Raw genomic sequence first — 21,870 nt, 5'->3', positions numbered from 1 at the left:
CGCGCACAGCTCCCAGACGGCTCATGACGTCCATCGACGACGAGCGTCACCCCGAAGGCGCGACCCCCACGCGGGGCCGCGCCTTCGGCGCATCCCGGCGCACGCGTTCGCTGCGTCCTCGTTCGCTGCGGCGCGTGCTCGGGTGGGTGTTGTCGGGCGTCCTCGTCGCGCTGCTGCTCGTCCACGCGTTCGTCGCGGAGACGTTCACCGTGCCGTCGCGTTCGATGCAGCCGTCGTATCAGGTGGGGGATCGCATCGTGGTGGACAAGCTGCACGATCATCCACGGCGGGGTGACGTCATCGTCTTCTCCGGTGCCGACGTGTTCTACGAGCAGACACCGCGCGACGGGGTGCTCGGCGCACTCGACACCGCCGCGGGGTGGCTGGGGTTCCGCCCGAACGACCAGGACTACCTCAAGCGCGTCATCGGGGTCGGCGGAGACACGGTGAGCGTCGGCCACGACGGCAGGTTGCGCGTCGACGGGCGCGTCGTCGACGAGCCGTATCTGCCCCAGGGGCAGCGACGCGCCTCGGCGGAGCCGTTCTCGGTGCGGGTCCCAGCCGATCACCTGTTCGTCCTCGGTGACAACCGCGACTTCTCGGATGACTCCCGCGGCCACCTCGGTGACCCGGGTGGAGGGTTCGTCCCACTCGAATCGGTGATCGGCACCGTCGCCGAAACCTACTGGAGCGCACGATGAGACGGCACGATCGATGACGGGAACGCACGCATGACGAGTTCGACCCCGACCCTGCGCCTCGAACGTCAGCTGCTGCGCGCGGGGCACGCACTCGTCGCAGGCATGGACGAGGTAGGACGCGGTGCGCTCGCGGGCCCCGTCAGCGTGGGCGTCAGCGTCGTCGATGCGGCGACGTCGACGGTGCCGCAGGGTGTCAAGGACTCCAAGCTCGTGCCCGAGCCGAAGCGCCCCGATCTCGCGCGCCGCGTGCGGCGCTGGGCGCTCGACGGCGCCGTCGGCCACGCCTCGCCCGCCGAGATCGACGCGCTCGGCATGATGCGCGCGCTGCGCCTGGCCGGCACCCGCGCCCTCGCGCAGCTGAGCGTGCGCCCGGACGTCGTCATCCTCGACGGCAAGCACGACTGGCTGAGCGAGCCCGAGACGGTCGGACTGCTGGGCCTGCTCGAGCCGGAGAGCGCCCCGACGTGGCACGTCGTCACCCAGATCAAGGCCGACATGCGGTGCTCGTCGGTGGCCGGAGCCAGTTTGCTCGCCAAGGTGGAGCGTGATGCCATGATGGTCGACGCGGCCCGCGACCACCCGGTGTACGGCTGGGAGATCAACAAGGGATACTCCGCGCCCGACCACCTCGCGGCCATCGCCGCGCACGGCGCATGCGACCTGCATCGGCGCTCGTGGAAGACTTTCCGCGACACGGGCGCGGTGCCCGCCCCGACGAGCGACGAGGAGTGAGATCCCGATGAGTGCTGAGGATCTCGAACAGTACGAGAACGAGCAGGAACTGGCGCTGTACCGCGAATATCGCGACGTCGTCGGCCTGTTCCGCTACGTCGTGGAGACCGAGCGACGTTTCTACCTCTGCAACGCCGTCGACATGACGGTGCGCGGTGAGGGCGCCGACGTGTTCTTCGACGTGACGATGCAGGACGCGTGGGTGTGGGACATCTACCGCCCTGCGCGGTTCGTCAAGAACGTGCGCGTCGTGACGTTCAAGGACGTCAACGTCGAAGAACTCGCCAAGAACGACCTCGAGATCCCCGACGGGCCGGGCTTCACGAACTGAACCGCCCGGCCTGGACCCTATGGCGCTCGCGCTGTGCGCCGCCGCTCGCGTGGCGCCGGTGTCGACGGGCGGGTCGGCGGCCTGGCGCGTCTCGCTCCTGGGGACGGTGACGGCTGCAGGGGCTGATCGGACCGTGCTGCACCCTGTTCCACAGGGTGGCCTCCGGCGACGAGCGCTGAGGTGCCCGCACCCGCTTCGCTGGGGTGCGGAGGTGGTCACCATGACCGACAATTCGACGCGGCCACGCGCCGGGAGCACCACGACCGAGCACGAACTCGCCCGACCTGCCGGGCGGGCGCGACCCACGCGCGAGGCCCCGGCCGCGGCCCGTTCGACCCCCTCGACGGGCGCCGCATCACCGCCGGACCCGCGGCGCACGCTCGGCGCGCAGGGCGAGCGTCATGCCTGTGCCTACCTCGCCTCGCTCGGCTACGAGATCCTCGAGACGAACTGGCGATGCAGCGAGGGTGAGATCGACGTCGTCGCGCGTGACGGGCGCGAGATCGTCGTCGTCGAGGTGAAGACGCGACGCTCGCAACGCTTCGGGCCCGCGGTCGAGGCGGTGACGCACGAGAAGCACCTGCGTCTGCGCCGCCTGGCCTGCCTGTGGCTCCGCGAGCGCGAGGTGTCCGCCGCCGCGGTGCGCATCGACGTCATCGGCGTCGACGTGCTGGCCACCGGCGTCCGCGTCGACCATCGTCGGCGGGTGATCCTGTGAGCTTCGGGATGACGAAGGGCGTCGTCGTCTCCGGCATCGAGGGCACCGTCGTCGACGTCGAGGTGAGCGTCGGGCAGGGGTTGCCCCGCGTCATCATCTCCGGGATGCCGGACACGGCGATCTCGCAGTCGCCGAACCGTTTGCGCTCGGCGATGATCCAGTCGGAGCTCGCCTTTCCGGACACGCGCCTGACGATCAACCTCGCGCCCGCGTCGCTGCCCAAGGCCGGTGCCGGGCTCGACCTCGCGATCGGTGTGGCCGTGCTCGCCGCGACCCGGCAGGTGGGTCCTGCCGAGGCGGCCGGCGTCATGCACATCGGTGAGTTGGGGATGGACGGCACGGTGCGGCCCGTCCACGGTGTGCTCCCGGCCTGCCTCGCGGCGTTGGAGGCCGGGCAGCGGGAGGTGATCGTGCCGACGGCGAACGCGGCCGAGGCCGCTCTCGTGTGGGGGCTGAGAATCCACCCGGTGCGCTCGCTGTCGGACGTCGTGGCGTTCCACCGAGTCAGGGCCGAAGGACGCACTCTCGACCTGCCCTGGCCGGAGCCCGCCGCCGACGACGTCGAGGCCCCGCCCAGCGACGACATGCGCGACGTCGTCGGCCAGTACGAGGCGCGAACCGCCCTCGAGGTGGCGGCGGCCGGCGGGCACAACGTCTCGCTCATCGGACCGCCCGGTGCTGGCAAGACGCTGCTCGCGAGCCGGCTGCCGGGCATCCTGCCGCCCCTGACGCGGGAGGAGGCGATGGCCGTGACGAGCATCCAGTCCGTCATGGGCGTCTTCCGCGGCGGGCCGCTCGTCGAGAAACCTCCGTTCGTCGCGCCGCACCACGGCACGACGATGCCCGCCCTCATCGGCGGTGGGCCAGGGCGCCCACGGCCCGGGGCGGTGACGCAGGCACACGCCGGCGTCCTCTTCCTCGACGAGGCCCCCGAGTTTCGTCGCGAGGTGCTCGACAGCCTGCGCCAGCCACTCGAACGCGGCAGCGTGACGATCGCGCGGTCGGAGCAGGTCGTGCGCTATCCGTGCCGCTTCCAGCTCGTGCTTGCGAGCAACCCGTGCCCCTGCGGGCACTACATCGGCCGCGGCGCGGCCTGCACGTGCACGTCGAAGGCGCGCCGCACCTACCTCAAACGACTGTCCGGCCCGCTGCTCGATCGCATCGACGTCCACCTCCAGGTCAACGCGGTCACCCGCAGCGACCTCGCGGCCGGGCCGGGGGAAGCGAGCGCGAGCGTCGCCGACCGGGTCCTCGAGGTGCGCGAGCGATCCGCCGCCCGATGGGCGCCGCTCGGGCACCGCCTCAACGCTCAGGTTCCGGGCGCCGTGCTGCGTTCGTCACCCTGGGCGCTCGAGGCGGGCGACATCGCGGTGCTCGACCAGGCGCTCGACACCGGTTCCCTGACGTTGCGTGGCTACGACCGCATCCTGCGGCTCGCGTGGACGCTGTGCGACCTGCGTGGAGCGAACCGCCCCACCCGTGAGGACGTCTTCACGGCCCTCACCCTCAGAGAAGGACACCCCGAGTCATGACCGATCTCGACCCTGTTCCCGACGACGGCATCTCGGCGTTCGGCGCTGCGACGCTCGATGCCTCGATGCTCGATCCCCAAACCCGGCGCGCCGCGCCCCTGGGCGGGACGTTGTTCTCCGTCACCGAGTCGACAACCCTGGGGGCCTGCCTCGATCCCGGCCCTGCCCACGCGGCTGCGCGAGCGGATCGAGCGGGGGCGCGCGACGATGCGCCGGCCCCGGCCATGAGTGCGGGCGAGCGGGCGGCGCGCCTCGTGTGGGCCCACATCGCGGAACCGCGCGATCCCAAGGCTCACGCCCTCGTCGACGCCCTCGGGCACGAGGAGGCGCTCTCCGCCGTCGAGGAATCCCCTGACAAATGGGAGAACTTCACGACGCGGCTACGCGCCCTCGACCTCGACGAGCAACGCCGGCGCCTCGACGTCGTGGGAGCGCGGGTGCTCGTACCCGGCGACGAGGAGTGGCCCACCGGGCTCGACGAGCTACCCGAGACGCCGCACGCACTCTTCGTCATCGGGGAGGGGGATCTCGCCTGCGCCGCAGAACGTTCCGTCGCGCTCGTCGGGGCGCGCGCCGCGACGCACTACGGGCAGCGGATCGCGGCGCAGATCGCGCTGGGCGTCGGCGCGCACGGGGTGAGCGTCGTGTCCGGGGGAGCCTTCGGCATCGACGCCGCGGCGCACCGCGGGGCGCTCGCCGGAGACGCCGACACCGTCTGCGTCGTCGCGGGAGGCGTGGATCGCGTGTATCCCACGGCGCACGAAGAACTGTTCGCGCGCATCAGGGAGCGCGGCGTCATCGTCAGCGAGATGCCCCTGGGATTCGCGCCGATGCGCCAGCGTTTCCTTCATCGCAACCGGCTCATCGCCGCGCTAGCTCCCGGGACGGTCGTCGTCGAAGCGGGGCTGCGTTCCGGATCGCTCAGCACAGCCCGGCGAGCGGAGGAACTCAACCGCGTCGTCGGCGCGGTGCCCGGCCCGGTCACGTCAGCGGCGAGCGCCGGCTGCCACGAGCTCGTGCGTGACGGAGTCGCCGTGCTCGTCACCGGGGCGGAGGACGTCATGGAACTCGTCGGCTCCTACGGCCCGCGCGCCACGACACGTGACACGCTGCCCGTGCTCGCGCGGCCCGAGGACGCCGTCGGGCCGCGGGCGCGCCTGGTCTGGGACGCGCTGCCGCTGCGTGAGCCGACCTCCCTGGAACGTGTGGCGCGCACCGCGGGACGCCCGGAGCGCGAGGTCGTCTCAGCCCTCGGGGAGCTGCTCGCGGCCGGTCTGGCAGCGCGTGAGGACGGAGGGTGGCGCAAGGCGTGAACGGATCGCCCACCCACACAGCACCAGGGGATCGCGAACGCCACTTTCGCGGTCGTTCGTGGGAACGCCCCCGGCGCTGGACCAGGGACGACGCGCGCTTCCTGCGACGTGTGCTGCGAGCGGTGTGACGCGGCGGGACGTACTCTCGTCGGGTGAGTGGACCGAGCCAGCCACGTGGGCCGAGTGAACGGGTGATCGAGCAGTTCCTCGATCACCTGAGCGCCGAACGCGACCGTTCGACCAACACGGTGCGTGCCTACTCCGTCGACCTGGCGTCCCTGCGCCTCCACCTGACGGAGGCCGGCGTCGCCTCGTGGTCCGACCTCACCCTCAACGACCTGCGCAGCTGGCTGGCCGCGCAGAGCGAGGCGGGCAACTCGCGCAGCACCCTGGCTCGACGGGTGTCGACGGTCAAGACGTTCTGTCGTTGGGCGCGCCGCAGGGGCGTCATCGCGACCGACCCGTCGGTGCGACTCAGCGCGCCGCGCCGCATGACGTCACTGCCCGAGGTGTTGCGAGTCGATCAGGCCGCCGCGATCCTCGATGCGGCGGACGAGGCAGCGGCCGCGGCCGTCCCCGCCGCACGCGGCTGCGGTGAAACAGCCGCTGATGCCGGCTCCGCCACACGCCAGTCGGTTGAGGCGGCCGTCGACGTCGACTCCGAAGCGGGTGAGGCAGGGGCAGCGCCGACGGAGACCGTCTCGCCCCATCAGTCAGCACCGACACCTGCGGCCGGTCCCGAAGAGCGCGCCGTCAGGGCTCGGGACGCCGCCGTCCTCGAACTGCTCTACGCCTCCGGCATGCGCGTGGGCGAGCTGGCCTCCCTCGACGTGAGTGCGCTCGACGAGGCGAACCAGCTCGTGCGTGTCATGGGCAAGGGCCGCAAGGAACGGATGGTGCCGTACGGTCTGCCTGCGCGGGAGGCACTGGAACGGTGGCTGAGGTGCCGTGGGGCGCTCGCGGCCGATGGGGAGCGAGCCCTGTTCGTCGGGGTGCGGGGGCGTCGGATCGACCAACGCATCGTCCGGGAACTCGTCAACCGCGCGACAGCGTCCGTCGACGGCGCGCCGACGCTGTCGCCGCACGCTCTGCGACACAGTGCCGCCACGCACCTCGTCGAGGGCGGCGCCGACCTGCGCACCGTCCAGGAATACCTTGGCCATGCCTCGCTCGCGACGACGCAGATCTATACCCACGTCTCCGCCGAACGCCTCCGGGCCGGGTTCGAACAGGCCCACCCACGCGCGTGAGGCGCGCGTGTCGAGAAACCGCGTCTCTGGTGCCGCGGGGGCCAACCCAAGCCCCCTGACGTGTCGGCGCCGCCGACGAGGCCAGATGCTCACAGGGGCGGAAGAAGTACGGGGCGTCGGTGCGCGATGTGCGTCAGCGGGTCGCGGTAGCTCTTCGGCCCCACCTTGTAACCCCAGTGCAGGCATGCCGGCTCGCAGTGCCCGGGTTCGAGATCGGCCACGTGCTCGCCGCGATGCACGCTCGCCCCCTTGGACACCTGGTGACTGACAGGTTCGTAGGTCGTGTCGAACCCCTGGGGGTGACGGATCGTCAGCACGCCGCGCCCGGCGACACTGCCGCTGAAGGTGACGACCCCGTCAGAGGGCGCGACGACGGGTGCTCCCGGTGACGAGCGCAGGTCGACGCCGCGGTGACCGGCGCCCCACACGACCTCCGGCGGGTCGAAGCGACGCACGACCTCGTGCGGCGTGACCGGCCAGGCGAACCCGGCACTGGGCGCATCGTCCAGCGCGCCGACGCCGGCTCGGGCGAGCGCTTGCGCGGTGGTTGCTTTCTGGCTCGTGTCGACGCTCGCCTGAGTGAGAGCCTGCGTGATGGGCTCTCCCCGGTGCGTGCCGACGACCGCCATGGGCTCGAGCGACGGTTGCGGTGGTGCCGAACGTCGTGGCGGCAGCGGCGCAACGCCCCGGCGTTCGACCCTTGGCCCGGTGAGCCGCGGCCCGACGGGCATCGAGGCCCTCGGTTTCTCAGCCCCGCCCACCACCGAGGGGCCCACCACCGACGATCCCACCACCGACGGGCTCACCACGGCGAACCCCACGAGGCCGGCGGAACCCACGGCGAGCAGGGACGAGACGATGCGCAGGATGGCCATGTCGGCAGTCTGCAGCGCACACGCCGTGGGGCCGCGGCGTCAGCCCGAGACCCTGTGGACGGGCCTGCAGATCACGTCGTTCGCGCGCTGCGGCCGTACGTATCCACAAGCCGCTCGATCGCAGCGTCGATGACGGAGCGCTGCTTGCAGAACGCGAAGCGCAGCACACTCGTCATGCCGGAGGCGTCCGGATCGTCGCAGAACACCGACGCCGGAATCGCGACGACCCCCGCCTCCGTCGGCAGGCGCAGCGCGAACTCGGCTGCGTCGTCGACGCCGAGGGGCGCCACGTCGGCGAGGACGAAATAGCCGCCCTGTGGCGCAACGGCGTCGAACCCGGCGCGCGTCAGTCCGTCGACGAGCAGAGCACTGCGCGCCGCCATCTCGGCGCGCTGTTCGGCGAAGAACGCGTCGGGCAGGCACAGCCCGGCCGCGATGCCGTGCTGCAGCGGCGTGCCGCTCGCAAAGGTCAAGAACTGCTTGACGCTCGCCACCGCGGCGACGAGGTCGGCAGGGCCAGTGACCCACCCGATCTTCCACCCCGTCGTGCTGAACGTCTTACCACCCGAACTGATCGTCAGCGTGCGCTCGGGCATGCCGGGGGTGCTCGCGAAGGGCATGTGCTCGTGCGGCGCGAACGCGAGGTGTTCGTACACCTCGTCGCTGATGACGACGGCGTCGTGGCGCGCGGCGTGCTCGGCGATCGTCGCGCACTCCGCCGCGGTGAAGACCTTGCCGGTCGGATTGTGCGGCGTGTTGAGCAGGACGAGCGCGGTGCGCTCGCTGAACGCCGCGGCGAGGGCGTCCTCGTCGAGCGCGAAGTCGGGGAAACGTAGCGGCACCGTGCGCCGCACGCCGCCGGCACGCGCGATGTCAGCGGCGTAGGAGTCGTAGGTGGGTTCGAACACGACGACCTCGTCGCCGGGTTCGACGAACGCGAGGATCGCGCTCGCCAGCGCCTCCGTCGCTCCGACGGTGACGAGGACGTCGGTGTCGGGGGAGACCTCCAGCCCGTACCAGTGGTGCTGGTGCGCGGCGATCGCCTCGAGCAGCGTCCGCTCACCACGCGCCGGCGGGTACTGGTTCGCGCCGTCGGCGATGGCCTGGCGGGCCGCTGCGAGCACGGCCTCGGGGCCGTCGGCGTCGGGGAAGCCCTGGCCGAGATTGAGCGCGCCGGTCTCGGCCGCGAGCGCCGTCATGCGCGAGAAGATCGTCTGCCCGCCGGCGGGGCGGATGGCGCTGCGTCGGCCCGTACGGGGCGCGGGCGAGGTCTGCGGTGCTGGCGTCGTCGAGTCGCTCATCGCTCCAATCTAGGACCCCTGGCGGCGATTTCGGGTTGCCCCCTCGAGCCGGTAGGGTGGAGACACGTCTTGTGTGCCCTGATGCGCGTCGCCCACCTGATCGCACCTCCGGCTTCGAGTTCCGTCTCGAGAGCCGGGTCGAGCAGAGGTGATGTGTGGGCGGGCCGCGAGACGAATTCGCGTGGCCTCACGCCTCGTACATCCTGCTCTCGCAGGGCGTACGTCGCGGGCCCTCGCCCTTCGGTCCGTCGATCGTGAACCTCTGTGAGGGGAATGGCCGACGGTGGGTGATGGTCGGGCCGCCAGGGCAGCAATCCGGCTGCACGAACTGAAACCTCGACATGAAAGGGGACTTCGGCATGGCCGTCGTCACCATGCGCCAGCTCCTCGAGAGCGGCGTCCACTTCGGACACCAGACACGTCGTTGGAACCCGAAGATGAAGCGCTTCATCATGACGGAGCGCAACGGCATCTACATCATCGACCTCCAGCAGTCGCTGACCTACATCAACGACGCCTACGAGTTCGTCAAGCAGACGGTCGCCCACGGCGGCACGATCCTGTTCGTCGGCACGAAGAAGCAGGCTCAGGAGTCGATCGCCGAGCAGGCCACCCGCGTCGGCATGCCGTACATCAACCACCGTTGGCTCGGTGGCATGCTCACGAACTTCCAGACGATCAGCAAGCGCCTCGCGCGCCTGAAGGAGCTCGAGGCTCTCGACTTCGACGACGTTGCCGGCTCCGGCTACACGAAGAAGGAGCTGCTGCTCCTGTCGCGTGAGAAGGCGAAGCTCGAGCTCGTCCTCGGCGGCATCCGTGAGATGTCGAAGATCCCGTCGGCCGTCTGGATCGTCGACACGAAGAAGGAGCACCTCGCCGTCGACGAGGCGCGCAAGCTGGGCCTGCCGGTCATCGCGATCCTCGACACGAACTGCGACCCCGACGAGGTCGACTACAAGATCCCGGGCAACGACGACGCCATCCGTTCGGTCGGCATCCTCACCCGCGTGATCGCCGACGCCGTCGCCGAGGGCCTCGTCACCCGATCGTCCGGCAAGTCGGGCGAGTCGGCCGCCGAGCCGATGGCCGAGTGGGAGCGCGAGCTGCTCGCCTCCGACGCCGGCGCGAAGGCCGCCGCTGACACGGACACGGAGACGGGTCCGTCGTCGATCAAGAAGGCTGCTGACGAGACGGCTGCCGCTGACTCGACGAACGCTGACGAGGCCGCTGCCGTGGCCGAGGTCGACGAGAAGACGGCGACCGAGGTCGCCGACTCCCAGGCCTGAGAAACTGACTCGACGTTCATGACGTCTTCACCCGGCGCCGGCACTGCTCGTGGCAGTGTCGGCGCCGGGGGAGCGTAAACCCCCTGCATTCTTTCGACTCAGAGGAGCGAAACACTCATGGCGAACTACACCGCCGCTGACATCAAGGCGCTGCGCGAGGCTACCGGCGCCGGCATGATGGACGTCAAGAAGGCACTCGACGAGGCTGACGGCGACAAGGCCAAGGCCACCGAGATCCTGCGCGTCAAGGGCCTCAAGGGCGTGACGAAGCGCGAGGGTCGTTCCGCTTCGAACGGCCTCGTCGCCGCGAAGGTCGAGAACGGCGTCGGCACGCTGGTCGAGGTCAACTGCGAGACCGACTTCGTCGCGAAGGGCGACAAGTTCATCGCCCTCGCCGAGCAGGTTCTCGACCAGGCTGTCGCGGTCGAGGCCGCTGACGCCGATGCGCTGCTGAAGAGCAACATGGGCGGCAAGACGGTCGCGGAGGTTCTCGACGAGGCCAACGCGACGATCGGCGAGAAGATCGAGGTGCGTCGTGTGGCGCGTCTCGAGGGCGAGAACGTGACGGCGTACCTGCACAAGACGAGCCCTGACCTGCCGGCGCAGATCGGTGTTCTCGTGGCACTCAAGGGTGGCGACGAGGCGACGGCTCGTGACATCGCGATGCACATCGCCGCGTTCTCCCCGTCGGTGCTGACGCGCGACGAGATCGACGCCGAGGTCGTGGAGAACGAGCGTCGTGTCGCTGAGGCCACGGCCAAGGAGGAGGGCAAGCCGGAGGCTGCTCTGCCGAAGATCATCGAGGGCCGTGTCAACGGGTACTTCAAGGAGAACGTGCTGCTGGAGCAGCCGTTCGCGAAGGACGCGAAGAAGACGGTCAAGAAGGTCGCTGATGAGGCAGGCGCGGAGGTTTCGGGCTTTGCGCGGTTCAAGGTCGGTGTGTGACCGAGCCGGAACCGGAGGTTGAGGCCCAGACGCGCGCAGCGCGTCCGGGCCTCGGCCGTAGGTGAGCGCGAAGTCAGACGCCAGAAAGAATGGCGTCTGGCACCGCTCGTTCAACTCACCGCATGGCGCCAGACGAGGCCCGGATCGCGCGCAGCGCGTCCGGGCCTCGCGGCGTGAGGTGGGGGCTCGTCACGTCGCTGGAGGGACTAGCGTGTGTCCATGAGTGGCTTCATGGTGGATCTGCCGGAGTGCGTGCGTCGCGTCGAGGGGGTCTCGGGCCTGCCGGCGCTGGAGGTGTTAGGGCCGCGGTCGTCGGGTGTCGTGCAGTTGCACGGCGGTCAGGTGACGAGTTTCGTGCCGCGTGGTGGGCGTGAGCTGTTGTGGCTGAGTCCCTTGGCACAGGCGGGTCCGTCGACGGCGATCCGCGGCGGCGTCCCGGTGTGTCTCCCGTGGTTCGGTGCGGGCCGTGACGGCGGGCTGTCGCCGTCGCACGGCCTGGCGCGTCGGGCGCGGTGGAGGCTGCACTCGGTGCGCGAGGAGGGCGAGGCGGTCATCGTCTCGCTCGTGGTCACTCCCGAGGCGGTCGCGCAGCTCGACGGCGCCGAGCACTGGCCGCCGGGGCTGTTCGCAACCCTCGAGATCACGTTCGGCGATGCTCTCGGGCTGCGCCTCGTCGTGCGCAACGAGGGCTCAGACCCGCTGACGTTCGAGGCAGCGCTGCACACGTATCTCGCGGTCGACGACGTGCGCAAGGTGCGTGTCGAAGGGCTGACGGGTGCGTCGATGCTCGATCAGGCCAGCGGGGAGCGCTCACGCGTCGAGGGTGACCTGACGTTCGACGCCGAGGTCGACGCCGTCGTCACGGCGCCGAAACAGCCCATCACCGTCGTCCGGGGGCGGACGCCGATCTACCGCATCGAGCGCGAGAATCTGCCGGATGCGGTCGTGTGGAACCCCGCCCAGCAGAAGACGGCCTCGCTCGCGGACGTGCCCGACGACGCATGGCCGCGGTTCGTCTGCGTCGAGGCGGCCGCGATCAAGGACGACGCCGTCACCCTCACCCCCGGGCAAGACACAGCACTGGGCGCGACGTACGCTCCGCTCGCAGACTGAAGTTTTTCGGCTGCCCTCAGCAGTGTGAAAAGATTGGTCGACTCATGCCCGACGAAGCGCCAGGAGGCGAAGTGAGCGACACCGACGCGAGCGAGAGGGTGAACGCCTCCCCAGCGATCCCCAGGTACGACCGAGTGCTGCTCAAGCTCTCCGGTGAGGTCTTCGGCGGCGGCAGCGTCGGCGTCGACCCCGACGTCGTGCGGGGCATCGCTCGCCAGATCGCGCCGGCCGTGCGCAGCGGCATCCAGGTCGCGGTCGTCGTCGGTGGCGGCAACTTCTTCCGCGGTGCCGAGCTGCAGCAGAAGGGCATGGATCGTGCGCGTGCCGACTACATCGGCATGCTCGGTACCGTCATGAACTGCCTGGCGCTGCAGGACTTCCTCGAGAAGGAGGGCATCGACACGCGCGTGCAGTCGGCCATCGAGATGACGCAGGTCGCCGAGCCGTACATCCCGCGCCGTGCGATCCGTCACATGGAGAAGGGCCGCGTCGTCATCTTCGGTGCCGGCGCGGGCATGCCGTACTTCTCGACCGACACCGTCTCCGCGCAGCGTGCGCTCGAGACGAAGTGCGACGCCGTGCTCGTCGCGAAGAACGGTGTCGACGGCGTCTACTCCGATGACCCGCGCAAGAACCCCGACGCGGTGAAGCTGGATGTCGTCACGCACGCCGACGCGTTGGCGCGCGGGCTCAAGATCGTCGACGCCGCAGCGTTCAGCCTGTGCATGGACAACAAGCTGCCGATGGTCGTGTTCGGCATGGAGGGTGAAGGCAACATCACCCGCGCCCTGCAGGGTGAGAAGATCGGCACGGTGGTCTCCGCGTCCTGACGCGGGGCCGAACGTGGCTGTTCCCGAGAACGTCCGAGAAACGAGAGCGAAACCATGGATATTGACGAGATCCTCCTCGAGGCCGAGGAGAAGATGGACAAGGCGATCGAGGCCACGAAGGAGGACTTCGCCTCGATCCGCACCGGCCGTGCGAACGCGGCGATGTTCAACCGCCTGACGGTCGACTACTACGGTGCGCCGACGCCGCTGCAGCAGCTCGCGTCGTTCCAGACGCCCGAGGCGCGCACGATCCTCATCATCCCGTTCGACAAGTCGGCCATCTCCGAGATCGAGAAGACGCTGCGCGACTCCGACCTCGGCGTCAACCCGAGCAACGACGGCAACCAGATCCGCTGCATCCTGCCCGCCCTCACCGAGGAGCGCCGCAAGGACTACATCAAGATGGCCAAGGACAAGGCCGAGAACGGCCGCGTCAGCGTGCGCAACGTGCGCCGCAAGGCGAACCAGGACATCGACAAGCTAGTCAAGGACAAGGAGGTCGGCGAGGACGACGGCGCCCGCGCCGAGAAGGACCTCGACGCCATGACGAAGAAGCGCGTCGACACCGGCGACGCGCGGCGCAAGGGCAAGGGGGCCCCGCGGCGCGCGGGGTGACCGCGACGCCCGCGCGCCGTAGGGATGCCCCCGTCGGCGCCGCCATGCCGCCCCCCCCCCCGCCGGGGGGGCTCGAAGGTCGTGTCCGAGACGCTCGCGCCCGCCCCCGCGAAGAAGAACAAGGCCGGGCGCGACCTCAAGGCCGCCATCACGGCCGCACTCGTGCTCGGCGTGCTGGTCCTCGCGTCTCTGCTCATCCGCAAGGAGGCGTTCGTCGTTCTCGCGACGGCCGCGTCCGTCGTCGGTACGCGCGAGCTGCTCATGGCGATGCCGCCGGCCAAGTTCCGCCCGCCGTGGATCCCCGCGCTCGCCTCGGCGGCCGTCATCCCTGTCGCGGCGTACCTGCTCGGGCCGTCGGCAATGCTCGCGGCGCTCGTCGGCAGCGTCCTCGTCTTCATCGTCTGGGGTGCGGCGAGCAACCGACTCGCGCCCGACACCGCGTCGGCGGCGCTCATCGCGCTGTACGTGCCGGCGCTCGTGTCGTTCGCGATGATGCTCCTGCATGCTGACGACGGCGTCAGCCGTATCATCACGTTCATCCTCGTGACGATCGGCAGCGACATCGGCGGCTACGTCGCCGGCGTGCTGTTCGGCAAGCACCCGATGGCGCCGACCGTCAGCCCCAAGAAGTCGTGGGAGGGCTTCGCCGGGTCGTGGCTGAGCTGCGTCGTCATCGGCGTGCTGACGGTGACACTCATCCTGCACGCGCCGTTCTGGGTCGGCATCCTGCTCGGCTCGCTCGTCGTCGTCGCGGCCACCGTCGGCGATCTGTGCGAGTCGATGATCAAGCGCGATCTCGGCATCAAGGACATGAGCAACCTCATCCCGGGTCACGGCGGTCTCATGGATCGTCTCGACTCGCTCGTTCTCGCGGCCCCCGTCACCTGGGCCGTTCTCACCGCGTTCGCCAGCTGAGGCGAGGAGTTCTTCCATTGAGCACCACCGAATCGACCACGACCGACCTGCCCGAGCCGACGACGAAGCGTCCCGTTCCGGGCCAGCTGACGTTCACCGCGCCGCGGCGCGGCAAGCCGCCGAAGCACCTGGCGGACTTCGACCTCGCCGGGCGTCAGGCGTTCGCGAAGGAGCTCGGGCTGCCCGCGTTCCGCGCCAAGCAGCTGTCGAACCACTACTTCGAACGCTTCGTCGCCGACCCTGCCGAGATGACGGACCTGCCGAAGAACGGGCGCGAGGAGATGGTCGCGCAGCTCATGCCGACGCTGCTGACGAGCATCAAGACGCTCGTCGCCGACGGCGGTAACACGCTCAAGCAGGTGCACCGCCTGTTCGACGGCGCGCTCGTCGAGAGCGTCATCATGCGCTACCCCGGCCGCGTCACGATGTGCATCTCCAGCCAGGCCGGCTGCGGCATGAACTGCCCGTTCTGCGCGACCGGGCAGGAAGGGCTGACGCGCAACCTCACGACGGCGGAGATCGTCGAGCAGGTCGTCGCCGGCGCGCGGTTGCTGCGCTCCGGCGAGCTGCCCGGCCTCGACGACGACGAGCGCGAGACGCCGCTGCGCGTCAGCAACGTCGTGTTCATGGGCATGGGGGAGGCGCTCGCCAACTACCGCCAGGCGATCGACGCGATCAAGCGGCTCGTCTCGCCCGCCCCGGAGGGGCTCGGCATGTCGGCTCGCGGCGTGACGATGTCGACGGTCGGTCTCGTGCCGGCCATCGACAAGCTCGCGGCCGAGGGCATTCCGGTGACGCTGGCGCTGTCGCTGCACGCGCCCGACGACGAACTACGCAACGAGCTGGTGCCCATCAACACGCGCTGGCGCGTCGACGAGGCCCTCGATGCGGCGCATCGCTACTTCGAGGCGACGGGGCGTCGCGTCAGCATCGAGTACGCGCTCATCAAGGACATCAACGACCAGGGCTGGCGCGCGGATCTGCTCGCGAAGAAGCTCAACGCGCGTGGCAAGGGGTGGGTGCACGTCAACCCGATCCCGCTCAATCCGACGCCGGGCTCGAAGTGGACGGCGTCGCGCAAGGGCGTCGAGCAGAACTTCGTCGAGCGCCTACGTGCGGGCGGCATCCCGACGACGGTGCGCGACACGCGTGGTTCCGACATCGACGGAGCGTGCGGGCAGCTCGCCGCCAAGACGGCCTGACACGAGCAGCTCGCCCCGGTCATCGCCCCAAATGCGTCATTCGTGATGCGTTTGGGGCGATGATGCGTCAAGCCTGAGGCTGCGATGAGCTCAGGCGCCCGTCAACACCGCGAACGCCTCCGCGGGCGTCTCGACGAGGTGGAGGTGGTCGGCGAAGCGTCGCCCCGCCGCGAGCGCGGTGAGCGCCGGCCAGACGGGGACGACGTCCGTCCACTGTGCGCGCCCGACGAGGACGAGGTGCGGCAGCGGCACGTCGTCGGCGGCGTAGTACAGCGGCGTGACGCTCTGGAAGATCTCCTGCACGGTGCCCGCGGCGCCCTCGAGGACGATGATGCCGCCGCTGGCGCCGGCGAGCAGGTCGTCCTCGCGCAGGGCGTTGGAGAAGAACTTGGCGATGACGTCACCGAAGACGTTGGGCGGTTCGTGGCCGTAGAACCACGTCGGGATACCGACGCTGCGCACGTCGTCACCGGCGCCATCAGCCACGCCCAGCAGCTCCCGCGCCGCGAAAGCGCTGTGCGCCCAGGCGTCGATGCTCGGACGGAACGACTCGACGCCCGCCAGGCACTCCAGCGCCGCGTCGAGGCCGCCGACGCGGTCAGCCGCGCCGAGGTTCGCAGCCTCCATCGCGCCGGGCCCGCCGCCGGTCAGGACGACGTGGCCGCCGCCGGCGAGATCGCGCGCCAACCGGGCGATCTCGGCGTACGCGGTACTCGTGCGTCCCATCGCGTGACCACCCATGATGCCGACGGTGCGTCGGCCCTCGAGGCTCTCGTGCAGGGCGTCGCGCATCGACTCGTCGTGCAGCCCGCGCATGGCGCCCGCATAGGCGTCATGCGCCACGCGGCAGTCACCCGACCAGCGATACGCCTGCGCGTCAGGGGTGTGTTCGTAGCCGCGCTCGAGGCCAGCATAGAGCTCGCCGGCGGAGTAGAGACGCGCGCGGTAGGGGTCGATCGGCAGGTGCGGATCGCTGGGAAACAGGATGGCGCCGCGGTCGGTCAACGTCCGGGCCGTGGACGCCGGCACGTGGCCGCCGAGCACGACGAGACCGTCGAAGCGGTTCGGCAGAGCGATCAACGCCTCGCCGGCAGCGCTGGCGAGGTCGACGCCCTGCAGCCGCAGACCGCTGACGGTTCCGCCGTCCTGCAGATGGGCGAGCAACTCGTCGGCCGAGTGGATCTCACGAAGCATGAGGCCAAGCGTGGCACACAGGCGATTCGTCGCCGAGCACGTCGGCGAACTCACCCGGAACCTCGCCATCACGAGGCAAGATGGGTGTATGACCGACGTCACGTTCGACCACGCCTCACTCCACGCGCGCAGCCTGGACGACCCCGAGGGGTTCTGGCTCGAGGCCGCCAGCGGCGTCGACTGGATCACCCGACCCAAGCGGGCGCTCGACGCCTCGAGCGCCCCGCTGTACCGCTGGTTCCCCGACGCGCGGCTCAACACCTGCTACAACGCGCTCGACCGGCACGTCATCGCAGGCCGCGCCGATCAGCCGGCGCTCATCCACGACAGCGCCGTCACCGGCACGAGCCGCACGTACACCTACGCCGAACTGCTCGACGAGGTCGCCCGCCTCGCCGGGGTGCTCCAGGCGCTCGGGGCGGAGAAGGGCGACCGGGTCGTCATCTACATGCCGATGATCGCGGAGGCCGTCATCTCGATGCTCGCCTGCGCCCGCATCGGGGCGGTGCACTCGGTTGTGTTCGGCGGCTTTGCGCCCACCGAGCTGGCCGCACGCATCGACGACGCCCAGCCCAAGGTCGTGCTGTCCGCGAGCTGCGGCGTCGAGCGCACCCGCGTCATCGAGTACAAGCCGATGCTCGACGCGGCACTCGCCCGCGCGTCGCACGAGGTGGGGCACTGCGTCATCGTGCAGCGCCCGCAGTGCGAGGCGAGCCTGGGGGAGAAGGACTTCGACTGGGCGCAGGTCATGGCGCCCGGTGCGGTGCAGCCCGCCGGCTGCGTCGCCGTCGCGGCCACCGACCCGCTCTACATCCTCTACACCTCCGGCACGACGGGGCGGCCGAAGGGCATCGTGCGTGACAACGGTGGCCACGCCGTGGCCCTGACGTGGTCGATGAAGCACGTCTACGGCATGGAGGCCGGTGACGTGTGGTTCACGGCCAGCGACGTCGGCTGGGTGGTCGGCCACTCCTACATCGTCTACGCGCCGCTGTTCGCGGGCCTGACGACGGTGCTGTACGAGGGCAAGCCCGTCGGCACCCCGGACGCCGGCGCGTTCTGGCGCATCGTCGAGCAGTACGGCGTCGCGGGCCTGCTCACGGCGCCGACGGCGATCCGCGCGATCAAGAAGGAGGATCCGGACGGCTCGTTGATCGCCGAGCACGACCTGTCGTCGTTGCGGACGCTCTTCCTCGCCGGCGAGCGCCTCGACCCCGACACCTACGCCTGGGCGCACGACAAGCTCGGGGTGCCGGTCGTCGACAACTGGTGGCAGACGGAGACGGGGTGGCCCATCGTCGCGAACCCGGTCGGCATCGAGTCGTTCGCGCCGAAGCCCGGATCGGCGACCAAGCCCCTGCCCGGCTACGACGTGCAGGTGCTCGCGCCCGACGGCTCGCCCGTCGAACCAGGCGTCGAGGGCGCCGTGTGCCTCAAGCTGCCGCTGCCGCCCGGTACGCTCGCGACGCTGTGGGGTGGCGACGAGCGCTACGTCAGCTCCTACCTGTCCGCGTTCGAGGGCTACTACCTCACCGGCGACAGCGGCTACATCGACGACGACGGGTACGTGTGGATCATGGGCCGCACCGACGACGTGCTCAACGTCGCGGGGCATCGCCTGTCGACGGGCGCCCTCGAGGCCGCGCTCGCGGGGCACCCCGCCGTCGCCGAGTGCGCCGTCATCGGGGTCGCCGACCAGCTCAAGGGCCAGGTGCCGCGGGCGCTCGTCGTGCTCAAGGCCGGGCGGGAGTACACCGACGACGAGTTGCTCACCGTCCGCGACGAACTCAAGGCGCGCGTGCGCGCCGAGGTCGGGGCGCTCGCCTCCCTCAGCGACGTCGACGTCGTCCAGGCCCTGCCGAAGACGCGATCGGGCAAGATCCTGCGCAAGACGATGCGCCAGATGGCCGACGGTGAGACGCCCCAGGTGCCCGGCACGATCGAGGATGCCAGCGTCCTCGACGCTCTCGGTGACGTGCTGCGCCACCACTCGTGACGTTCGCGACGCCGCGCGGCGTCGTCCGCGCCGGCTATGACGAGCTGGTGCTGCACCTCGGCGCGGCGGCTGCCGATCTCGGCGCATGCCGAGAACGGTTCATCCCCGGCACCGCATCGGTGCCGGGGACGAACGCTACGTCACTCGAACTCAGCCGAGCTTTCGAAATCAGCCGAGCTTCGTCACCTCGAGCGTCACGCCGTGCTGACGCAGGCGCTCGGCGTACGGCGCCCCGAGGGCAACGGCGGGCGTGAGAACGCCGCCGTCCGCCTCGCCGGGCAGCGTCGGCAGGTCGCCGAGCGCCAGCGTCACGGCCGCCTCGCCGAGCATGACGGCCGTCGCCTTGTAGCCCGGGTCGCCCTGCGAGGAGACGATCGAGCGGTAGCGGGCGCCGCTCGTCGTCGTCGAGCGGATGTCCATGCGGAAGAAGCCCTCCTCGCGCGCTTCCTCGCTCGGGCCGCTGCCCGGCGCGGGGACGACGCGTTCGAGCAGCGGGCGCAGACGCTTGACGCCCATCGCGCCGAAGCCCGCCCCCAGCGCACCCGCGACGGCGTACGCCATCGCGCGACCCTTGACGCCCTTGCCGGCCTTCATCACCTCGCGGTAGCGGAAACCCGAGCCGTACGCGTGGCCGAGCAGCGCGTTGCTGCGGCGCACGATGCGCGTGTTGTAGGAGGCCATGAGGAACGGCGCGACCCACGCGTCGACGTCGTCGGAGTACCACACCGACAGCGAGTCCTTGAACTCGCCGTTCGGCTCGCGCGAGCGGTCGGGGGAGAGGGAGAACTTGTCGCCGGCGATCTTGCGGCGAGCGGGGTCGTCCGCGATGTCGTCGGCCTGCTGCATCGCCGAGGCGATCGTCCCGCCGCTCATGCCGCCCTTCATCGACGCGTACTCGGTCGTCGCCGTGAGCTCCCCGTCACCGGCTTCACGCGCCGTCTGGGCGAGCAGGAAGACGCCGAGGTCGGAGGGCACCGAGTCGTAGCCGCACGAGTTGACGATGCGTGCGCCGTTCGCGCGGGCCGTCGCGTCGTAGCGGTCGATGCAGTCGTGGGCGAAGAGCACCTCGCCGGTGAGGTCGACGTAGTGGGTGCCGGCCTCGGCACAGGCGCCGACGAGCGGCAGGCCGTGGCGCGCGTACGGGCCGACGGTGGAGATGACGACGCGTGCCCGGTTCGCGAGGGCGTGCAGCGACGCCTCGTCGCCGGAGTCGGCTGTCACGATGCCCCAACCGGCGGCGGCTGCGGCCTCGGTGCTCAGGTCGTCGCGCACCTTCTCGACCTTCGAGGCGGTGCGTCCGGCGAGGGCGATGCGGATGTCATTCGGCGCGTGCTCGGCGAGGTGCTTCGCGACGAGCTGGCCGACGAACCCGGTTGCGCCGTAGAGGACGATGTCGAATTCTCGCGTCGTATCAGTCATGCTCCGCAGGCTACCGGTGAGTCACCTGCGCTGCCCACATACCTGAGGGGGGCCTCGATTACTCGTGTGGCCACATTGTGTGCGAATCTGTCCGCATGATGGATGGTGTGGCATGGCGCTGAGTGCATTCGAACTGTACTCGATCGGTATCGGACCCTCGTCGTCCCACACCGTCGGTCCCATGCGAGCCGCGGGGCGGTTCCTCGAATCCCTGCGCGAGGCAGGGCTCTTCGACGACGTCGCGCGCGTCCAGGTCGAACTGTGCGGGTCGCTCGGGCAGACCGGCCACGGGCACGGCTCCGACAAGGCGGTCGTCCTCGGCCTGATGGGTGAGGACCCGGAGACGGTCGACACCGACACCGCGGACGCGCGTTTCCACGCGGTCAAGGAGACCCACCGCCTTCTGCTCGGCGGCCTGCGCGAGGTGCCCCTTGACGGCGACGACCTCGTCCTGCACCGCCGCAAGACGCTGCCCGGGCACCCGAACGGCATGATCGCTCGGGCGCTCGGCGCTGACGGATCGGTGCTGCTCGAGCGCGTCTACTACTCCGTCGGAGGCGGGTTCGTCGTCGACGAGGACGCGCTCGGCGCCGACCGTGTCGTGCAAGACACGACGCCCGTCGAGTTCCCGTTCAACACGGGCAAGGAACTGCTCGAGATCTGTGCGCGCACGGGTCTGCCGATCAGCGAGGTCATGATGCGCAACGAGCTGTCGTGGCGCACCGAGGAGGAGGTGCGCTCGGGCATGCTGCACCTGTGGTCGGTCATGGATCAGTGCATCACCAACGGTTTCTCGACCGAGGGCACCCTCCCCGGCGGGCTCAAGGTGCCGCGCCGCGCCCCCGCCATCCACCGTGCGCTGCAGCAGCAGGTCGAGCCCGGCTACCCGATCGACCCGCTCGATGTCATGGACTGGGTCAACCTGTTCGCCATGGCCGTCAACGAGGAGAACGCCGCGGGCGGCCGCGTCGTCACCGCGCCGACGAACGGTGCGGCCGGCATCATCCCCGCCGTCCTCAAGTACTACGTCAAGTTCGTCCCCGGCGCCGATGAGGACGGCATCGTCCGGTTCCTGCTGACGGCTGCGGCCATCGGCATCCTGTTCAAGGAGAACGCCTCCATCTCGGGCGCCGAGGTCGGCTGCCAGGGCGAGGTCGGTTCGGCGTGCGCGATGGCGTCCGGTGCGTTGTGCGAGGTCATCGGCGGCAACCCCGAGCAGGTCGAGAACGCCGCCGAGATCGGCATCGAGCACAACCTCGGCCTGACGTGCGACCCCGTCGGCGGGCTCGTGCAGATCCCGTGCATCGAACGCAACGCGATCGCCTCGATGAAGGCGATCAACGCCGCTCGCCTGTCGCGTCGCGGTGACGGCAAGCACACCGTCAGCCTCGACCAGGCGATGAAGACGATGCGCGAGACCGGCCGAGACATGAGCGTCAAGTACAAGGAGACGGCACGCGGCGGGCTGGCCGTCAACGTCATCGAGTGCTGACGTCCGGGCGAGCGGCGGCCGTCACCGCGTCTCACTGAGGCGCTGAGTGACGACGCCTCGCGTCGTGCGCGATGGTTCGTCGCAGCGGCCTCGGGGGCGGTTGTCAGACG

The 21,870-nt window shown here is 70.2% G+C and carries 20 protein-coding genes; 16 read left to right on the top strand and 4 right to left on the bottom strand.

Features of this window, described 5'->3' with window-relative positions; genetic code table 11:
- The first annotated feature begins 23 nt into the window (after positions 1-23).
- The 7 genes from lepB to NQ706_RS10260 all read left to right on the top strand — a co-directional run bounded on the left by lepB (position 24) and on the right by NQ706_RS10260 (position 6,577).
- Positions 24-701: a signal peptidase I gene (gene lepB / locus NQ706_RS10290; protein ID WP_051805993.1), complete on the top strand. Its 678-nt coding sequence runs from the start codon at positions 24-26 to the stop codon at positions 699-701.
- Positions 702-731: 30 nt separating this feature from the next.
- Entirely contained in the window at positions 732-1,433 is a 702-nt protein-coding gene (locus tag NQ706_RS10285) for a ribonuclease HII (protein WP_038568809.1), read from the top strand.
- Positions 1,434-1,440: 7 nt separating this feature from the next.
- Complete coding sequence (locus tag NQ706_RS10280) at positions 1,441-1,764, top strand: DUF2469 domain-containing protein (RefSeq protein WP_006944864.1); 324 nt, start codon at positions 1,441-1,443, stop codon at positions 1,762-1,764.
- Positions 1,765-1,984: 220 nt separating this feature from the next.
- Positions 1,985-2,482, top strand: a complete 498-nt coding sequence (locus tag NQ706_RS10275) for a YraN family protein (protein WP_006944876.1) — start codon at positions 1,985-1,987, stop codon at positions 2,480-2,482.
- Positions 2,479-4,014: a YifB family Mg chelatase-like AAA ATPase gene (locus tag NQ706_RS10270; protein ID WP_200874211.1), complete on the top strand. Its 1,536-nt coding sequence runs from the start codon at positions 2,479-2,481 to the stop codon at positions 4,012-4,014. Before NQ706_RS10275 ends, NQ706_RS10270 begins: the two co-directional genes overlap by 4 nt.
- The gene (gene dprA, locus NQ706_RS10265; protein ID WP_051805991.1) at positions 4,011-5,327 is read left to right on the top strand and encodes a DNA-processing protein DprA; all 1,317 of its coding nucleotides are present in this window, start codon (positions 4,011-4,013) and stop codon (positions 5,325-5,327) included. The genes NQ706_RS10270 and dprA overlap by 4 nt, the downstream gene beginning before the upstream one ends.
- Before the next feature lie 191 nt (positions 5,328-5,518).
- Positions 5,519-6,577, top strand: coding sequence for a tyrosine recombinase XerC (locus tag NQ706_RS10260; RefSeq protein ID WP_051805989.1), 1,059 nt, complete (start codon positions 5,519-5,521; stop codon positions 6,575-6,577).
- Between the two features lie 89 nt (positions 6,578-6,666).
- On the opposite strand, the gene NQ706_RS10255 is transcribed toward NQ706_RS10260, so the two are convergent.
- Both NQ706_RS10255 and NQ706_RS10250 read right to left on the bottom strand, forming a co-directional pair.
- Positions 6,667-7,206 carry a M23 family metallopeptidase gene (locus tag NQ706_RS10255; protein WP_404360869.1) on the bottom strand — a complete coding sequence of 180 codons (540 nt, stop codon included), beginning with the start codon at positions 7,204-7,206 and terminating at the stop codon, positions 6,667-6,669.
- A 317-nt stretch (positions 7,207-7,523) separates the two neighbouring features.
- Positions 7,524-8,753, bottom strand: coding sequence for an aminotransferase class I/II-fold pyridoxal phosphate-dependent enzyme (locus NQ706_RS10250; RefSeq protein ID WP_038568793.1), 1,230 nt, complete (start codon positions 8,751-8,753; stop codon positions 7,524-7,526).
- Positions 8,754-9,112: 359 nt separating this feature from the next.
- Between NQ706_RS10250 and rpsB the strand changes: the two genes are divergently transcribed.
- The 7 genes from rpsB (at position 9,113) to rlmN (ending at position 15,659) form a co-directional block, all read left to right on the top strand.
- Positions 9,113-10,039: a 30S ribosomal protein S2 gene (gene rpsB / locus NQ706_RS10245; RefSeq protein WP_038568788.1), complete on the top strand. Its 927-nt coding sequence runs from the start codon at positions 9,113-9,115 to the stop codon at positions 10,037-10,039.
- Positions 10,040-10,156: 117 nt separating this feature from the next.
- Positions 10,157-10,984 (top strand): translation elongation factor Ts, encoded by an 828-nt coding sequence (gene tsf / locus NQ706_RS10240; protein ID WP_038568786.1) that lies wholly within the window; start codon positions 10,157-10,159, stop codon positions 10,982-10,984.
- Between the two features lie 219 nt (positions 10,985-11,203).
- Entirely contained in the window at positions 11,204-12,097 is an 894-nt protein-coding gene (locus NQ706_RS10235) for a D-hexose-6-phosphate mutarotase (protein ID WP_038568780.1), read from the top strand.
- 71 nt (positions 12,098-12,168) lie between these two features.
- Complete coding sequence (gene pyrH, locus NQ706_RS10230) at positions 12,169-12,927, top strand: UMP kinase (RefSeq protein WP_006944885.1); 759 nt, start codon at positions 12,169-12,171, stop codon at positions 12,925-12,927.
- Between the two features lie 54 nt (positions 12,928-12,981).
- Positions 12,982-13,542, top strand: coding sequence for a ribosome recycling factor (gene frr / locus NQ706_RS10225; protein WP_404360866.1), 561 nt, complete (start codon positions 12,982-12,984; stop codon positions 13,540-13,542).
- 81 nt (positions 13,543-13,623) lie between these two features.
- Positions 13,624-14,457, top strand: coding sequence for a phosphatidate cytidylyltransferase (locus NQ706_RS10220; RefSeq protein ID WP_006944862.1), 834 nt, complete (start codon positions 13,624-13,626; stop codon positions 14,455-14,457).
- A 17-nt stretch (positions 14,458-14,474) separates the two neighbouring features.
- Positions 14,475-15,659, top strand: a complete 1,185-nt coding sequence (gene rlmN, locus NQ706_RS10215) for a 23S rRNA (adenine(2503)-C(2))-methyltransferase RlmN (protein ID WP_038568772.1) — start codon at positions 14,475-14,477, stop codon at positions 15,657-15,659.
- A 90-nt stretch (positions 15,660-15,749) separates the two neighbouring features.
- Here rlmN and NQ706_RS10210 read toward each other — a convergent pair whose 3' ends face one another.
- A complete protein-coding gene (locus tag NQ706_RS10210) occupies positions 15,750-16,853 on the bottom strand; it encodes an LOG family protein (RefSeq protein WP_038571183.1) in 1,104 nt (367 codons plus the stop codon).
- 88 nt (positions 16,854-16,941) lie between these two features.
- Here NQ706_RS10210 and NQ706_RS10205 point away from each other — a divergent pair, with 88 nt between their 5' ends.
- The gene (locus NQ706_RS10205; protein WP_038568771.1) at positions 16,942-18,849 is read left to right on the top strand and encodes a propionyl-CoA synthetase; all 1,908 of its coding nucleotides are present in this window, start codon (positions 16,942-16,944) and stop codon (positions 18,847-18,849) included.
- A 168-nt stretch (positions 18,850-19,017) separates the two neighbouring features.
- On the opposite strand, the gene NQ706_RS10200 is transcribed toward NQ706_RS10205, so the two are convergent.
- On the bottom strand, positions 19,018-20,268 hold the full coding sequence (locus NQ706_RS10200) for a trans-acting enoyl reductase family protein (RefSeq protein ID WP_038568768.1): 1,251 nt from the start codon (positions 20,266-20,268) through the stop codon (positions 19,018-19,020).
- Positions 20,269-20,380: 112 nt separating this feature from the next.
- Between NQ706_RS10200 and NQ706_RS10195 the strand changes: the two genes are divergently transcribed.
- Positions 20,381-21,760 carry an L-serine ammonia-lyase gene (locus NQ706_RS10195; protein WP_038568766.1) on the top strand — a complete coding sequence of 460 codons (1,380 nt, stop codon included), beginning with the start codon at positions 20,381-20,383 and terminating at the stop codon, positions 21,758-21,760.
- Positions 21,761-21,870 lie beyond the last annotated feature (110 nt).

Source organism: Dermacoccus sp. BD5 (genome assembly GCF_044878485.1).
Lineage (GTDB): Bacteria > Actinomycetota > Actinomycetes > Actinomycetales > Dermatophilaceae > Dermacoccus > Dermacoccus nishinomiyaensis.
The sequence above is the reverse complement of the archived record's forward strand: the minus strand, read 5'-3'. Positions and strand labels throughout refer to the sequence as shown.

Coding starts and splice junctions, on each gene's coding strand:
- dprA (WP_051805991.1), top strand. CDS start 4,011: ATGACCGATCTCGACCCTGTTCCCGACGACGGCATCTCGGCGTTCGGC.
- NQ706_RS10250 (WP_038568793.1), bottom strand. CDS start 8,753: ATGAGCGACTCGACGACGCCAGCACCGCAGACCTCGCCCGCGCCCCGT.
- NQ706_RS10205 (WP_038568771.1), top strand. CDS start 16,942: ATGACCGACGTCACGTTCGACCACGCCTCACTCCACGCGCGCAGCCTG.
- frr (WP_404360866.1), top strand. CDS start 12,982: ATGGATATTGACGAGATCCTCCTCGAGGCCGAGGAGAAGATGGACAAG.
- NQ706_RS10255 (WP_404360869.1), bottom strand. CDS start 7,206: ATGGCGGTCGTCGGCACGCACCGGGGAGAGCCCATCACGCAGGCTCTC.
- NQ706_RS10200 (WP_038568768.1), bottom strand. CDS start 20,268: ATGACTGATACGACGCGAGAATTCGACATCGTCCTCTACGGCGCAACC.
- rpsB (WP_038568788.1), top strand. CDS start 9,113: ATGGCCGTCGTCACCATGCGCCAGCTCCTCGAGAGCGGCGTCCACTTC.
- tsf (WP_038568786.1), top strand. CDS start 10,157: ATGGCGAACTACACCGCCGCTGACATCAAGGCGCTGCGCGAGGCTACC.
- NQ706_RS10210 (WP_038571183.1), bottom strand. CDS start 16,853: ATGCTTCGTGAGATCCACTCGGCCGACGAGTTGCTCGCCCATCTGCAG.
- NQ706_RS10235 (WP_038568780.1), top strand. CDS start 11,204: ATGAGTGGCTTCATGGTGGATCTGCCGGAGTGCGTGCGTCGCGTCGAG.
- NQ706_RS10285 (WP_038568809.1), top strand. CDS start 732: ATGACGAGTTCGACCCCGACCCTGCGCCTCGAACGTCAGCTGCTGCGC.
- NQ706_RS10275 (WP_006944876.1), top strand. CDS start 1,985: ATGACCGACAATTCGACGCGGCCACGCGCCGGGAGCACCACGACCGAG.
- NQ706_RS10280 (WP_006944864.1), top strand. CDS start 1,441: ATGAGTGCTGAGGATCTCGAACAGTACGAGAACGAGCAGGAACTGGCG.
- lepB (WP_051805993.1), top strand. CDS start 24: ATGACGTCCATCGACGACGAGCGTCACCCCGAAGGCGCGACCCCCACG.
- NQ706_RS10195 (WP_038568766.1), top strand. CDS start 20,381: ATGGCGCTGAGTGCATTCGAACTGTACTCGATCGGTATCGGACCCTCG.